At 47.5% G+C, this 15,270-nt stretch carries 11 protein-coding genes and 1 other annotated feature; all 11 genes read left to right on the top strand.

Annotation, left to right across the window (positions count from 1 at the left end; genetic code table 11):
• The first annotated feature begins 416 nt into the window (after positions 1 to 416).
• The 11 genes from Q0612_RS09365 to Q0612_RS09315 all read left to right on the top strand — a co-directional run bounded on the left by Q0612_RS09365 (position 417) and on the right by Q0612_RS09315 (position 15,230).
• Positions 417 to 2,537 (top strand): TonB-dependent siderophore receptor, encoded by a 2,121-nt coding sequence (locus Q0612_RS09365; RefSeq protein ID WP_298883884.1) that lies wholly within the window; start codon positions 417 to 419, stop codon positions 2,535 to 2,537.
• Positions 2,538 to 2,609: 72 nt separating this feature from the next.
• Complete coding sequence (locus Q0612_RS09360; RefSeq protein WP_298883881.1) at positions 2,610 to 3,572, top strand: ABC transporter substrate-binding protein; 963 nt, start codon at positions 2,610 to 2,612, stop codon at positions 3,570 to 3,572.
• 4 nt (positions 3,573 to 3,576) lie between these two features.
• Positions 3,577 to 4,989 carry a radical SAM protein gene (locus Q0612_RS09355; protein WP_298883878.1) on the top strand — a complete coding sequence of 471 codons (1,413 nt, stop codon included), beginning with the start codon at positions 3,577 to 3,579 and terminating at the stop codon, positions 4,987 to 4,989.
• Between the two features lie 15 nt (positions 4,990 to 5,004).
• A complete protein-coding gene (locus Q0612_RS09350) occupies positions 5,005 to 5,535 on the top strand; it encodes a flavodoxin family protein (RefSeq protein WP_298883875.1) in 531 nt (176 codons plus the stop codon).
• Positions 5,536 to 5,974: 439 nt separating this feature from the next.
• Positions 5,975 to 6,187, top strand: a binding site (T-box leader).
• 121 nt (positions 6,188 to 6,308) lie between these two features.
• Positions 6,309 to 7,340 (top strand): phenylalanine--tRNA ligase subunit alpha, encoded by a 1,032-nt coding sequence (pheS, locus tag Q0612_RS09345; RefSeq protein ID WP_021720558.1) that lies wholly within the window; start codon positions 6,309 to 6,311, stop codon positions 7,338 to 7,340.
• 12 nt (positions 7,341 to 7,352) lie between these two features.
• Positions 7,353 to 9,806, top strand: a complete 2,454-nt coding sequence (pheT, locus tag Q0612_RS09340) for a phenylalanine--tRNA ligase subunit beta (RefSeq protein WP_298883871.1) — start codon at positions 7,353 to 7,355, stop codon at positions 9,804 to 9,806.
• A 167-nt stretch (positions 9,807 to 9,973) separates the two neighbouring features.
• Positions 9,974 to 10,738, top strand: coding sequence for a cyclase family protein (locus Q0612_RS09335; protein WP_298883868.1), 765 nt, complete (start codon positions 9,974 to 9,976; stop codon positions 10,736 to 10,738).
• A 147-nt stretch (positions 10,739 to 10,885) separates the two neighbouring features.
• Positions 10,886 to 11,848 (top strand): ComEC/Rec2 family competence protein, encoded by a 963-nt coding sequence (locus tag Q0612_RS09330; RefSeq protein WP_298883864.1) that lies wholly within the window; start codon positions 10,886 to 10,888, stop codon positions 11,846 to 11,848.
• 99 nt (positions 11,849 to 11,947) lie between these two features.
• Positions 11,948 to 12,388, top strand: a complete 441-nt coding sequence (locus Q0612_RS09325; protein WP_298883861.1) for a hypothetical protein — start codon at positions 11,948 to 11,950, stop codon at positions 12,386 to 12,388.
• 2 nt (positions 12,389 to 12,390) lie between these two features.
• Entirely contained in the window at positions 12,391 to 12,798 is a 408-nt protein-coding gene (locus Q0612_RS09320) for a (deoxy)nucleoside triphosphate pyrophosphohydrolase (RefSeq protein ID WP_366915023.1), read from the top strand.
• A gap of 2 nt (positions 12,799 to 12,800) precedes the next feature.
• Positions 12,801 to 15,230: a DUF3427 domain-containing protein gene (locus Q0612_RS09315; RefSeq protein ID WP_298883848.1), complete on the top strand. Its 2,430-nt coding sequence runs from the start codon at positions 12,801 to 12,803 to the stop codon at positions 15,228 to 15,230.
• Positions 15,231 to 15,270 lie beyond the last annotated feature (40 nt).

Genomic DNA, 15,270 nt, shown 5'->3' with positions numbered 1-15,270 from the left:
CGGCGTAGCTCAGTTGGCTAGAGCATGCGGTTCATACCCGCAGTGTCCGCGGTTCGAATCCGTGCGCCGCCACCAACTCTAATTCAAGACTTCCAAGAAATTGGGAGTCTTTTTTTGTCTGCAACAGGTAAATGGAATATAAAATATTCTGCTTCGTATCATGTAAATTTTTTTGTTAGTTTTAATATTTTTTACGTAAAAATAAATTGCAACAGTTTTCATATTTTTCTTGACTCTGCAATCTTTAAATGATATACTTGTAAACAGTATTAATTACGAAAACAGATAGAGACACAAAAAACATATATATCTGAATAGACATATGTGTAAATGACTGGTTTTGGCTATGGCAGACTTTGCCGAATTTTAATCTGTTATAGCTGTGATTGGTATATATTTTAAGGAGTGGTATGAGTATGCAGAAAAAAGAACTATCTAAGTTAGTCCTGACAACCCTGTTAACTGGCGGTGTACTATGGGGGGGGACAGCATTCGCTGCTGAAGAGAATTTACAGGAGTTTTCCTTGGACACTATGGTTGTTACCGCAACCAGAACTCAGATGTCAGTTAAAGAAACACCTACAGCAGTAGAGGTTGTTGACAGTAAAAAGCTGGAGCAGACACAGGCTAAAACCCTGCATGATGCATTGAAGGGTGCTTTGGGCGTCAACGTATTCAACGATTTCCAGGGACGCAGCAATGTCAGCATTCGCGGCAGTGAATCCCGCCACGTACTGATTATGGTTGACGGCAAGCGTTTAGGCGGCGAGGCTGCTTACAACTCTGCCAACGCTTGGGACGTAGACCGTATCCGCATGGAGGACGTTGAAAGAGTTGAGATTATCCGCGGACCTGCTGGCGCACTCTATGGCAGTGATGCTATGGGCGGTGTTATCAACGTTGTTACCAAAACTCCGGATAAGACTATTGCTAACATTAATTATGAATATGGCTGGTATGAGGATGGTAAGGGCGCAGGCTATAAAGGCAACCTGTATCTGCAGGGCGCTGAGGGCAATTATTCTTATAAGATTAATGCCGGCCTGAATAAGAGCAGACCGTATATGGATCCTAAAGGCAGCGGCGATTCGATGAACTTCTTCGGCAAGCAGCAGCCTCTTTCTTTGAGTGTTGGCTATCACTTCGACAATGGCAATAAATTAACCGTAGATTACAGCAAAATCAAAGAAGAAAATCAAAAATCGACTACTACCAGAAAAATTATGGTGCCTAGCAAAGTATGGCAGGATCAGGTGCAGACGATTTGGAATAATAATAAACGCACTGACTATGCTATTACTTATCAGGGTTCAGATGACAGGCAGGACTGGATGCTCAGAGCCTATAAATCAGTATTTGACAAGGATTATATGAGCCAGAACAAGACACGCATGACTAACCTGATGAGACCTGGCGGTATTGGTGACTGGACGCTGAAGGATCCTAAGCATGATACGGTTAAGCGTACTCTGAGCGTTATTGAAGGCAAGGATACCTTTAACCTTAGTGATAAGAATAAGCTGACCGCCGGTTTTGAATATCGTAAGGATGAGAGTGAGGGTACACGTTTAAAGAAACCTAACACATCTTTGGGTGGCGCAAGTGCTCATGATGCTTTTGATAAAGCAGCTATTAATTATATGGCAGCATATGTTCAGGATGAATTCAGACCGAATGATAAATGGCTGATTATTCCTTCCGTGCGTTTTGACCACAGTGATCAGTTCAGCAACAAGCTGACCAGTAACTTAGCTGCAACCTATAATGCTGCTGATGATGTACGTATCAAGGCTGTAGTTGGTCAGGGCTACAAGACACCGACCGTAAATGATTTGTATATATTCTGGGAGATGTATGCTTCTAATCCAGGTGGACCTGGTCAATTCTATGTGGGCAATCCTGATTTGAAGCCGGAAAAATCCTTGAGCTATGAATTATCTGTAGAAAAGGATTGGGGAGACAGATCTACAGTTCACTTTGGCTTATTCAGAAATGAAGTTAAAGATTTGATTGGTACCCGTTGGACAGGAGAATATACTGAGCAGCATCCTGATATTTATCCTGGAGTTAACCATGACATGATCATGGCTTATGAAAATGTTCCTGAAGCATTACTGCAGGGTGTGGAATTGTATGGTTCTCATAGAATCGGTAAAGATATTTATCTTAATGCTGGTTATACTTTCTTGGATGCTAAAGATAAAACAGCGGGAACTCGTTTGAAAGATAGAGCTAAGCATCAGGTAACCTTTGGCGTTTCCTATCAGCCAGAAAATATTTATGCTTGGGATCTGAGCTTTGACCTTGTGTCTAATATCAATTATTACTTCAATAATGGTGATAAGAGTACAATGGGCAATTTTGTTTACGAAACCAAGGATTTCACCATTGCCAATATTATGACCTCCAGACATCTCAATAAAGACACCAAGATTTATCTGGGTATTGATAATATCAGCAATCACCAGAACTTTGGTCCGTATTCTGACGGCAGTCTTGGCCGTATGTACAGAGTTGGTATGGAATATAAATTCTAAACATAGCGGTAAAGTAAAAGCACAAATAAAGCAGGCCCGATGGCCTGCTTTGTTTGCCTAAGAGGAAGTATTATGCGAAAAATTTTCAGTTTCATTTTAACGGTTCTTATGGTATGCTTATGTATAAGCGGTTGCTCTCCGCTAACCGGCAGTTCCGGTTCGAGTAGCGCAGTAAAAATTACCGATGATAACCAGCGTATTGTTACCTTGAAGAAGATTCCGGAAAGAATTGTTGTCCTGTCCCCGTCCTTCCTGGAGCTGGTGGAGGCAGTAGATGGCAAGGTTGTCGGCCGCGCCAAAACGCAGGTAGGCAAGGTGCCCGCTTTTGCCAAGGATGCTGCCGAGGTAGGCTTTATCTTTAATATCAATGTAGAAAAAATCGTGGAGCTGAAGCCTGATCTGGTAATTGCTTATAAGGGCATGCACGAGCGTTATCTGCATACCCTGGAATCCAACAATATTCCCGTTGTTGTGCTGAACCTTAAATCTTATGAGGATGTTAAGCACAGCATGCTTACCATAGGCAAAATATTGCGTAAGGATGCTAAGGCGCAGAAGGTTGTGGCAAGCCTTGATAAGGATATCAATGCTACAGTAAGCAAGCTGCCTAAAAGCGAGCGCAGCGTAGCGATTCTGCACACCACCAGCATGGGCATTACTATGGAAAAGGAAACCAGTATTGCCGGCTGCTGTGCTAAAATGCTTAAATTACGCAACGTGGTACAAGGCGAAACCAAGCCTGTCAGCGGACCGATGGGAACTCAGCCTGACAAGGCTCCCTACAGCTTAGAGGATTTGCTGGAGAAAAATCCGCAGGTAATTTTTATCACCTCTATGGGTGCGCCCAGAGATAGCGAGGGTAATCCTAAGCTGGAGATTATGAGCAATCCGGCGTGGAATTCCATTGATGCGGTAAAAAATAAGCAGGTATTTTTCCTGCCGGATGATTTGTTCCTGCTCAATCCTGGCTTGGAATATCCTAAGGCAGTACGCTACATGGCAGCAAAAATGTATCCTGATGCAGTAAAGGAGTAGGCTGATGATTGATTATGCAAAAAATATTCAGGCGTTTTATGAGCGCGATGATTATAAGGCTCTTGCCGGCCAAGCGGGGGCAACTGCTGTGGAAGCAAGCTTTAAGGAGCTGACATATGTTCCGCGCAAGACCAAACCGTTGCCGGGGATGATGGCCGGGACGATGCTGCAGGAGTTTGCTCTACAGCCTGCGCAGCCGACGGCGCTGTACCTGCATATTCCGTTCTGCAATCTGCGCTGCTCCTATTGCAGCTTTTACCGCAATCCCTTTGAGGCAGAGCAGGTGGAAGAATATGTGCAGGCGCTTTTGGCGGAGCTGGATTTCCTGCAGCAGCAGGGTGTTTTTGCCAAGCAAAGACCGGAAGCGGTTTTCTTTGGCGGTGGTACGCCGTCCGTGCTCAGTCCGGCGCAGGTCAGCGCGCTGCTGAACAAAATTCACAGCGTGGCAAAGCTGGCGGATGATTGCGAGGTAACCTTTGAAAGCAGTATTTATGATTTGTCTGCGGATAAGCTGGCTGCCTGCATTGCCGGCGGTGTAAACCGCTTCAGCTTCGGCGTGCAGGCCTTTGATACGCAACTGCGCCGCTCCTTAGGCAGGCTGAATACGAAGGAAGAGGTAACGGCCAAGCTCGAAGAGGTGGCAGCTAAAGGCGTCAAGGTTATCATCGACCTGATTTATGGCCTGAACGGCCAGACGCAGGCCATGCTGCTGGACGATATCAGAACAGCGCTGGCCTGCGGCGTGAGCGGCATGGATTTGTACAAGCTGCAGATTATGCCTAAATCTCCCTTAGGTCAGGCGATTGCCAAGGGGAATATCAAGTATGAGTATAATGATAAAATGCTGGCGGAAATGTTCGTCGCTGCCGATGCGCTGCTCGCGGAGCAGGGAGCCAAGGCGCTGAGCTGCTGCCATTGGGCAATGCGCGAGGATGAACGCAGCGGTTATAATACGTTAGTTAAGAGCGGTGCCAATATCATTACCTGCGGTGCGGCCTGCGGCGGTCACATGGGAATGTATAATTATATGAAGACTATGGACCGAAGCGACTATGTAAAAAAGGCTATGTCCGGACAGTACGCTGTCATGGGCATGGGCAAGCATAACGAAAACTATCTGCTGTTGGAAAAGCTTTCCGGACAGTGTGATTCCGGCAGGTTTGATTTTGCTTTGCTGAAGCAGTATAGCGATGCGGATTGGGAAAAACTGTTTGCGCCGCTGTTGGAGCAGTGGGAGCTTTTGGACCTGCTTTATGCTGTGGACGGCCAGTATTATTTTACGGCGAAGGGCAAATATTACTATCGTCAGATGGACAGAGTGCTGCTGACAGCTGCGGAATGCGCGCTTTACGGCAAGCCGGGACTGATGGAGCAGGCAGGCCAGAAGATGATGGGCATTATGAAGAATATGAAATAAAAGGAGTGTACTACTATGCAGGACATTTTAATCGTTTATGACAGCAAAACCGGTAATACGGAAAAGGTTGCCAAGGCTTTGGCCGAGGCCGCAGGCGAACGCTGCGTGCTGGCGCAGGTTGACTCTGCTCCGGCTGCGGATGACTTCGCTGTTGTTGTGGCAGGCTACTGGGTTGATAAAGGCGCACCGAACGCAAAGATGAAAAAATATCTGGAGAATTTGCACGGCAAAAAGGTAGTGCTGTTCCAAACCTTGGGCGCAGATCCCGCGAGTGACCACGCTGTAAGCTCCCTGGTAAATGCAGGCGTATTGATGAACAAGGACTGCAAGGTGCTGGGAACACTGTCTATCCGCGGCGCTATTGATCCGGCGCTGATTGCCATGATGCGCAAGATGCCGTCAGGCAGTCCGCACAGCCCCAGCCCCGAGAGCGAGGCTCGTTGGGCTGCGGCTGCAAGCCATCCGGATGCAGAGGATCTGGCTAAGGCCAAGAGCTTTATGCAGGGATTTTTGGCTATGTATGACAAGTTCCTAAAAATGATGTAAGAGCAGTCCTTCGTATAAGAACAGTGCTTTATAATGCGCAGTCGCAATTTGGCTGCTCGTGGGCAAGGATAAGCCTAAGAGTCAGGTTATCAAGGGCGAAATTACCGCTCCTATCAACTTGCCGGATGCCTGCCGTTTCATGAAGCGCTGCGACTGCCGGTATTTGTGATAAAGGCAATTCTGTACTGCGCGAGGTTGAGCCGCAGCATTTTGTGGCCTGCTCCTGCGTAAAATAATTTATATTGAAAAAATTAACCGCCCTCTGAAAAGTTAATTTCAAGGGGCGGTTGTTATTATATTTGCTGGTTTCATCCAAATAGATGATGGTTTTGGACGAAAAGCAAACAGGCTGGATGAAAGGAAAAATAATAAATCATTTTCCCCTCTTTATCTTTTGCTCAAAAAGTGCTATAATAAACATCAAATTGAATCGACCCCTGATAACACGATGAACAAGCAAGTAGGTTTAAGGCTGTGTTTAAGAGAGCGAAGTCACCGGCTGTAAGCTTCGCACACAAAATTATGCTGAAGTTCCCTTGGGAGTGTCCTGCCTGAAGGCTGCATGGCTGTGTAGGGTGGGCGTAAGGCTGCGTTAAAGCTTGCAAATGAAGGAACAAATTTGGGTGGTACCGCGAAGTTTTTCGCCCCTGTAAACTTATCAGTTTTGCAGGGGCGTTTTCTTATTTTAGGGGCAGTTGAGAATGCAGCGGCTATGTTATTGATTTGCATATCCGGCACTTTCTGAACTGTCCAAGGAAGAAAGGATGAAATCAATGAAAGAAAAATTGGAAGCATTAAAAGCACAGGCTTTAGAAGAGCTTGCTGCCGTAACTTCTCTTGATGCGCTCAAGGACCTGCGCGTCAAATATCTGGGCAAAAAAGGCCCGATGACTGAAATCCTGCGCGGCATGGGCAAGCTGCCTGCCGAAGAGCGTCCGAAAATCGGCCAGATTGTTAACGAAATCAAGGCTGAGCTGGAAGGCAAAATCAACGAAGCAACCGCCGTGCTGGAGAAGAAGGCACTGGCTGACAAGCTCGCTAATGAGCAGGTTGATATTACTCTGCCTGGTCGCAAGCCGAAAACCGGTCATCTGCATCCCGTAACCCTGACCATGCGTGAGATTAAGAAAATCTTCATGCGTATGGGCTTTGACGTTTGCGACGGTCCGGAAATCGAGGACGTATACCACAACTTCACCGCACTGAACCTGCCGCCTGATCATCCGGCACTGGATATGCAGGATTCCTTCTATATCACCGAAAACTATCTGCTGCGCACTCAAACCTCCGGCGTGCAGGCGCGTACTTTGGAAAGCAAGGAGCCTAACACTCCGATTCGCATGATTTGCCCCGGTACCGTTTACCGCTGCGACTATGACGCAACCCACTCCCCGATGTTCCATCAGGTAGAAGGCCTTGTTGTAGATAAAAACATCAGCCTGGCAGATTTGAAGGGAACTCTGGAGCTGTTCTGTAAGCAAATGTTTGGCGATGATGTTAAGGTGCGCCTGCGTCCTTCCTACTTCCCGTTTACCGAGCCTTCCGTTGAGGTTGACGTATCCTGCCCGATTTGCCATGCTAAGGGCGGCGGCTGCCATGTCTGCAAGGACAGCGGCTGGCTGGAAATCCTCGGCGCCGGTGTTGTACATCCCAACGTATTGCGCATGAGCGGTTATGATCCCGAGAAAATGACCGGTTTTGCCTTTGGTCTGGGCGTTGAACGTATCGCTATGCTGAAATACGGCATTGACGATTTGCGCCTGTTCTTCGAAAACGACCAACGCTTCATCAGTCAGTTCAAATAAGGAGGATCAATCATGCTTGCATCTTTAGAATGGTTAAAACAATATGTAGATATTAACATCTCCGTTGCGGAGCTGTGCGATAAAATTACCCGTGTCGGCCTGGAGGTTGACACCGTAACCCAACTGGGCAAGGGCCTGGAGGGTGTTATCACCGGTAAGGTTATGGAAATTCACCGTCATCCCGACAGCGACCACCTGTGGGTTTGCATGCTGGATTACGGCCAAGGCGGCGAGCCGGTGCAGATTCTTACCGGCGCACAAAACGTACATCAATATGACATTGTGCCTGTTGCCGTAGTTGGCAGCGTACTGCCTCCGAGCGAGCGCAACCCTGAGGGCCTGAAGCTGAAAAAGGCTAAAATGCGCGGCCTTGATTCCTTCGGCATGCTGTGCAGTGCCGATGAGCTGGGCATTGAATCCAAGCTGCTGCTGCCGGAGCAAAGAAACGGCATCTTCATTCTGCCGGAAAACACTCCGATTGGCATAGACATCAAAACCGTTTTAGGCTTGGATGATACCGTTATAGATATCGACCTGACCAGCAACCGTGCGGACTGCTTCAGCATTATCGGCTTGGCGCGTGAAATCAGTGCTATTACCGGCTGCCCGCTGAAAATGCCTGCTATGGACGTTAAGGAAGCTGCCGCAGGTAAGGCCAGCGATTATGTAAACGTAAAAATTGATGCACCGGAGCTGTGCTCCCGCTTTGCTACCCGTGTGCTGAAGGATATCAAAATCATGCCTTCTCCTGAATGGATGCAGCGCCGTCTGCGTGCCTGCGGCGTGCGCCCCATCAGCAACGTAGTTGACGTTACCAACTATGTTATGCTGGAGCTGGGCCAGCCGATGCATGCCTATGATGCAGACAAGGTTGCAGGCCACACTCTGATTGTGCGCCGTGCAGAAGAGGGCGAAAAGCTCGTTACCCTCGACGGTAAGGAGCGTGAGCTGACCTCCGCTATGATTACCATCGGTGATGCCGAAAAGGCTGCCGGTCTTGGCGGTGTTATGGGCGGTCTGCTGACCGAGGTTACCGACGCAACCAGGAACGTTATTCTGGAGGCTGCTTCCTTCCACGGTCCTTCTATCCGCCGCACCTCCCGTGCGCTGGGCCTGCGCAGTGAAGCCAGCGGCCGTTTTGAGCGCGGTGTTGATACTATCCGCGACCATGACGCACTGAACCGTGCTGCTCACCTGCTGGAGCAGATGGGTGCCTGCGAAACCTTCAGCGGTATCGTAGAGGCTTATCCGGAAGAGCTGAAGCCGGCAGTAATCACTACTACCGCAGCAAAGATTAACGGCCGCATCGGCGTGAATATCGCTGAGGACGAAATGGTTGCTATTCTTACCAAATTAGGCTTCGGCGTAGAAGCAAAGGACGGCGAGCTGCTGATTACCGCTCCTACCTGGCGCCGTGACATCGACTGCGATGCTGATATCAGTGAAGAAATTGCCCGAATGCATGGCTATGACTTTATCGAAAGCCATCAGCCGGAGCTGACCATCACCCAGGGCAGCCAGTCTGTGCTGGACGATGTTAAGGACGACGTACAGGATTACATGGTTGGCGCAGGCCTGAGCGAAATGATGACCTATAGCTTTATCAAAGCCAACGCTTATGATAAAATGCTGCTGGCAGCAGATGATGCACGTCGTAACTGCATTGAGCTGCTGAACCCGATTACCGACGCTTTCTCCGTAATGCGCACCACTATGATTCCGAGCGCGCTGCAGACTGCCTCCTTCAACCTGCGCAACCACAACAACAGTGTTGCTCTGTTTGAAATCGGCCGTATCTTCCTGCCGAAGGCACTGCCGCTGACCGAGGATCCCGAGGAGCGTCAGCTGCTGACCGCAGTACTGAGCGGCAGCCGTAAAGCACTCAACTGGTGCGACGATAAAGGCAACGTTGACTTCTATGATATGAAGGGCATCGTTGAAGGACTGCTGGAAGCAATGCAGGTGAGCGATTACACCATGACTCGCAGCCAACAGCCGTACCTGCATCCGGGCAAGAGCTGTGACATCGTTGTCAATGGCGAGGTTATCGGCTCCTTCGGTGAGGTGCACCCGGTAGTTCAGGAAAACTTTGAGCTGGATCAGGTTACCTACGTGCTGGAAATGGCCGTAGAGCCTTTGGTAGCAAGCGCAACTGCTGTACCGCAATACAAGCATCTGCCCAAGTTCCCGAGCATGAGCCGTGATATTGCCGTTGTTGTTCCGGCAGAGGTAACCAACGCCGAGCTGGAGCAGGTTATCCGTGCGCATGCAGGCGAGCTGCTGCAGGGTGTGCGTGTATTCGATATCTACACCGGCAAACAGGTTGCTGCAGGCTGCAAATCTATGGCCTTCAACCTGACCTATCAGGCTGCAGACCGCACTCTGACCGATGCTGAGGTTGATGCTTCCATGAAGAAGGTAATTGCTGAGGTTGCCGAAGCATATAAGGCTAAGCTGAGAGATTAATTAAGATATTATTATTACATATAAAAGGACTCGCTGCCGCTTTTTAGCGGTGGCGAGTCTTTTGTATTTGTACAAAAATTCCGTTGTTAAAATATTTGCTTTACAAATTCCTATCAATGTACTATGATAATAGTGAGGACCAATTTTTTTATTGAGGGGGTTTTCTTATGTACAAATTATGGAACATGTTAGCAGAAATGAAATCAGATGCTTATGAATGGGTAGAGCTTTCCCACTCTATGAACAATAACAGCCCGGTGTGGAGCGGTATTCCAGCAGGCTCGGTAGAGGTTAGCAAGACAGTGTTCGATTGGGGCAACCCGATGCTGGAATGTTTGATTCAGACCTTCAAATTTCCTGGCCAATACGGCACACATATTGACTTTCCCGGTCATTTTGTTAAGGATATGCCTTTATCCGAAGCGTTCGGCGCACAGCAGATGCTGTTTCCCTTGTGCGTGATTGATATCACTGCCAAAGTTGAGGAGGATGTGCATTACGCCGTAACGGTGGAGGACATCAAGGCTTATGAAGCGGAATACGGACGGATTCCCGACGGCGCTTTTGTGGCACTGCGTACAGACTGGTATAAAAACTGGCCGGATATGGATAAGCTTAGCGGTATTGCTGACGACGGCAGCGAAAACTTCCCCGGCTGGTCCTTGCCGGCACTGCAATATATTTATGAAGAACGCAACGCTGCAGCCAACGGCCACGAAACATTGGACACCGATGCTTCGGCAGAGGCTGCCAAGGCAGGCGATTTGGCGTGCGAGCGTTATGTGCTGGGCAAGGGCAAGCTGCAGATTGAAGTGCTGCAGAACCTGGACCGTGTGGCACCTGCGGGAGCATTGCTGGTTGCGGGCTGGCCACGTATTGAAGGAGCGACAGGCCTGCCGGCGCGCGTGTTGGCGATTACTCCGAAAAAATAAGAAAAATTTTAGGCGTTTTAAACTAACAGATTAAGAATGAGGCGTACGTACGACTTAAAAGTATGTACGCTTTTTTATGTGCGTGATATAATAAATGTATTAGCAAAAGATTATTAATTTGGTAAAGAAGAGGGAAGTAGGATACACATGCGTAAATTAAAATTTGTTTTTCAGATTATTGTAGCCTTTATCGTGGCGCTGGCAGCGTACAGCGGCCTGTATCAGCCTAACGCCGAAAGCGTGCGCGCGGCGGTAAAAAATAATCTGCCGCAGAGCATGCAGCAAAAGCAGGACACAGGCACAGCCCAGGGCAGACTGCGTATCAGCGTGCTGGATGTGGGGCAGGCGGATGCGATTTTGCTGCAGGACGGCAAGCGTAATATCATGATTGACGTGGGCAACGATGTTAAGGATAAGGTTGGCGACAGCGGCGGCAGGCAGGCGCTGATTAAGGCGCTGGATAAGGCCGGCGTCAGCAAAATCAAGACGGCTTTTGTGACACACCATCACCGTGACCACATGGGCAATATCATGTATGTGCGCGGCAAATACGGTGTCAGCAATATTTATGACAGCGGTTATGTGAACAACGGCTATAAAGCGTCCGTGGCGCTGGACCAGGATTTGCGCGCCGGCAAGTATCACGGTCAGGCGCTGAAGGCCGGGGATACGATTAAAATTGATAAAAATTATTATATCGAGGTGCTGGCACCGGGGGATTTCCTTAATAAAAAGGACCTGAAGAATATGAATAACACCAGCCTGGTGCTGATGCTGCATTACGGCAGCTTTAAGATGCTGCTGACGGGTGATGCGGAGGCGCCGGTAGAGGATGCTTTGCAGCAAAAATACGGTACTGCGCTACAGGCGGATGTGCTTAAGGTGGGCCATCACGGCAGCAAGACATCGTCCTATTGGCCGTTTGTCAGCAAGGTTAAGCCTAAATACGCGCTCATCAGCTGCGGTGATTTTTCGATTTATAAGCATCCGAACAAGAACGTGGTGGGCAGCTTAACGCATCTTGGCGCGAAGGTGCTGACAACGCATGACCACGGTACGCTGACGGTGACAACGGATGGCAAGAGCTTTGATGTGCTGACGGAGCGGTAGGCGGTTGCTTAAGAGGAAGATGTGGGGTAGAATAGGGTAGAGAAATTCTTTACAAATAAACAAGATAAAAGATAAATGAGTTTGAAAGGTGTGTTTGTGATGAAGAAAATATTGTGTTTGTTGGTTTTACTGCTGTCGCTGACTGCAACCTGTGCAGCCTTTAATCCGCCGCAGCCGCCGAGATGGTATTGGATAGGTTCTGATGCACATTACGGGGCGTGGATTGATACAGCAACGGCAAGATTTTATATCGGCAGCGAAAAGTATGGGCATGGTAATCATCAATGTGCACTTGTATGGGTGGAATGGTATGACGCAGATAAAGATGAATACCTTATTTCACATGATGAATATGATCTTGACTGCAGAATGAGAAGAACACTACATGCTACATTTTATAATAGTCAAAATAGAGTTATTAATTCGTTTAACAGAAGCTATGCTGATTTTGAGGATATTATTCCCGGTACTAATGGAGAAGCGGTATATGATGCAGTAGTTCTGTTGAAAGAAACAAGAGAAAACGCACGGAGGTTGTAATGATGAAGCATTATGAGGTAGTGGCAGCGGTAATTGAGCATGACGGCAAGATTTTGTGCATGCAGCGTAATAAAGGCAAATTTGATTATGTAAGCTATAAATTTGAGTTTCCCGGCGGTAAGGTAGAGGCTGGCGAAGAACGTCACACTGCGCTGGAACGCGAGCTGCGCGAGGAAATGGACATGGATATCAGCATTCCTGAGGATGCGTATCTGATGACGGTGGAGCACACCTATCCGGATTTTGCGATTACCATGCATGCGTATGTGTGCAAGCTGGCACAGCCCAAGTTCGTTATGAAGGAGCATGTGGCAGCAAAATGGTTGGCTCCGGCGGATTTGAACACATTGGATTGGGCAGCAGCGGATATGCCGATTGTGGAGCGCCTGCAGCAAGAGGAGATTGAATAATCGTGAACAGCAGTGAACTTGCCTTGTATTTGGAGGCGGGCTTTATTGATTTTAATATTGAAACTGACGAGCGCTTTTTGCCGAAGATATTAACCAATAACCAGCAGGAGCAGGTAAAGGTATTGGAAAACCTGCTCTTTGAGCTGGAGCATTGTGATGAATTTTTCTTTTCTGTGGCGTTTGTAACTAATAGCGGTATTGCCTGCTTGATTGATACGCTGAAGGAATTGGAGAATAAGCATATTAAGGGAAAGATTTTGGCTTCGCAATACCAAAACTTTACGGAACCACGAGCGCTGCGCAGATTGCTGCAGTTTCCTAATCTGGAATTGAAGATTATCACCTCTGACTATAATTTCCATGCTAAGGGTTACTTGTTCCATACACACGCAACCTCTACAAAGGATGAAAATTACACGATGATTGTCGGTAGCAGTAATTTGACGCAAAGTGCGCTGACTGTTAACCGTGAGTGGAATGTGCAGCTTTCTTCCATGAAGGATGGCGCTTTAATCAGGCAGATGCAGGAAGAGTTTAATCAGGCATGGGATGATGCTACGCCTGTTACTGAGGAATGGATTGCTGCCTACGAGCGCATTTATGGTGAAGCGCGCAGCCAACGGCAGCGTGCTTATACCAAAATACATAAGCTGTACAAAATCAATCCTAATAAAATGCAGGCAGCAGCCTTGCAAAATATTGCTGCACTTAGGGCAGAGGGCAAGAATCGTGCTTTGCTGATTTCTGCTACCGGTACAGGTAAAACGTATCTTTCGGCCTTTGATGTGAGGGCAGCGCAGCCTAAACGCTGCCTGTTTATCGTGCATCGTGGGCTGATTGCGCGTAAATCCAAGGAAAGCTTTGAGCAGATTATTGATGAGCATATTACGACAGGTTTATTTACCAGCGGTCACAGAGAAATAGACAGGGACTATGTTTTTGCTACAGTGCAGACCTTGGTGAAGGATGAAAATCTGCATGCCTTTGCGCCTGATGCTTTTGATTATATTATTATCGACGAAGCGCATCATGCAGGAGCCAAGAGCTACCAGAAGGTGCTGAGCTATTTTAAGCCTAAGTTTTTACTGGGCATGACAGCAACGCCGGAGCGTTCCGATGACTGCGATATTTTTAAAACCTTTGACCATAACATTGCTTACGAAATCCGTTTGAATCAGGCCTTGGCTGAAAATATGCTGGTGCCGTTTCATTATCACGGCGTAAGCGAAATTGTTGTAGATGGCGAGCTTTTGGATGATAATGCTGATTTCGTGCGCCTGACGAGTGAAGAACGTGTCAAAAATATCCTGTATTATGCAGATTTTTATGGCTGTGACCAAGGGCGCGTCAAGGGCATAGTTTTTTGCAGCAGGATAGAAGAAGCGAAAGCCTTGGCGGAGGCGTTTAATAAACATGGCAAAAGAGCTGCCTTTTTGGCAGGTGCTACCAGTGAGGAAGAGCGTGCAAGGCTTATCAAACGACTTGAAAGCGATGAAGATGGCGTAGACAAGCTGGATTATCTTTTCTCTGTTGATGTTTTGAATGAAGGTGTAGATATTCCTTCTGTAAATCAGATTATCATGCTGCGTCCTACGCAGTCTGCCATTGTCTTTGTGCAGCAGCTTGGCCGTGGTCTGCGTAAAAGCAAGGCGAAGCGCTATCTGGAGGTTATTGATTTTATCGGTAACTATGAAAACAATTACATGTTGCCAATAGCGTTATACGGTGACCGCAGCTGCAGCAAGGAAAAGCTGCGTCGCATTGTGCATAATAACTTTTTGCCGGGTGCATCGACAGTTTATTTTACCGATGTGGTTCGGGAGCGTATTTTTGATTCTTTGAATAAAAATAATTTTTTGGAGCTGCGCAAGCTCAAGGAATCATATCAATTAGTAAAGTCTAAACTTGGTCATGCACCGATGATGCTGGATTTTCTGATCTTAGGTGACAAGGATCCGTATCTGTTTATTCAAAAGAAGAAATCATATTATAACTTCAGGCAGTATGCAGATCCTTACGAAAGCACGTTGAGTGCTACGCATGGCAGGCTTTTGGAGTTCATTGGCTTGGAGCTTGCTAATGGCAGACGCTTGGAGGAGGTTGCGCTGCTGCACTACTTAATGCAGCATACGCAAATTGATGTGCCTGCATTTATTCAATACATGCAGGATGAGTATCAGCTTGTAACTTCGGCAGCAACTGTTGCCAGCGTAGTGAATGTATTAACTATGCAGTTTTTCAAAACTGCTGATGCACAAAAATATGGCAATATGCCGTTGGTAAATGCGGATGCAGGCAGTATCTGTTTAAGTGAAAAATTTAGCAAAATGCTTGCCAATAAAGAATTTTACGGCTACGTTAATGATGCTTTGGCCTATGCGGAAAAACGCTTTTTAGCTGATTATAAGCCGGCAAAATTTGCTGATGTGTGATAAAGAAGTAGTAGAAGTGTAAAAAATTTTGCCGTTCCTA

Origin of the sequence: uncultured Phascolarctobacterium sp. (assembly GCF_937920985.1) — a bacterium.
GTDB lineage: Bacteria > Bacillota > Negativicutes > Acidaminococcales > Acidaminococcaceae > Phascolarctobacterium_A.
This window is presented reverse-complemented; position numbering and strand designations above follow the sequence as displayed.

Excerpts from the sequence above, each read along its gene's own strand:
- Q0612_RS09365 (WP_298883884.1), top strand. The coding sequence starts at position 417 with ATGCAGAAAAAAGAACTATCTAAGTTAGTCCTGACAACCCTGTTAACT.
- Q0612_RS09360 (WP_298883881.1), top strand. The coding sequence starts at position 2,610 with ATGCGAAAAATTTTCAGTTTCATTTTAACGGTTCTTATGGTATGCTTA.
- Q0612_RS09355 (WP_298883878.1), top strand. The coding sequence starts at position 3,577 with ATGATTGATTATGCAAAAAATATTCAGGCGTTTTATGAGCGCGATGAT.
- Q0612_RS09350 (WP_298883875.1), top strand. The coding sequence starts at position 5,005 with ATGCAGGACATTTTAATCGTTTATGACAGCAAAACCGGTAATACGGAA.
- pheS (WP_021720558.1), top strand. The coding sequence starts at position 6,309 with ATGAAAGAAAAATTGGAAGCATTAAAAGCACAGGCTTTAGAAGAGCTT.
- pheT (WP_298883871.1), top strand. The coding sequence starts at position 7,353 with ATGCTTGCATCTTTAGAATGGTTAAAACAATATGTAGATATTAACATC.
- Q0612_RS09335 (WP_298883868.1), top strand. The coding sequence starts at position 9,974 with ATGTACAAATTATGGAACATGTTAGCAGAAATGAAATCAGATGCTTAT.
- Q0612_RS09330 (WP_298883864.1), top strand. The coding sequence starts at position 10,886 with ATGCGTAAATTAAAATTTGTTTTTCAGATTATTGTAGCCTTTATCGTG.
- Q0612_RS09325 (WP_298883861.1), top strand. The coding sequence starts at position 11,948 with ATGAAGAAAATATTGTGTTTGTTGGTTTTACTGCTGTCGCTGACTGCA.
- Q0612_RS09320 (WP_366915023.1), top strand. The coding sequence starts at position 12,391 with ATGAAGCATTATGAGGTAGTGGCAGCGGTAATTGAGCATGACGGCAAG.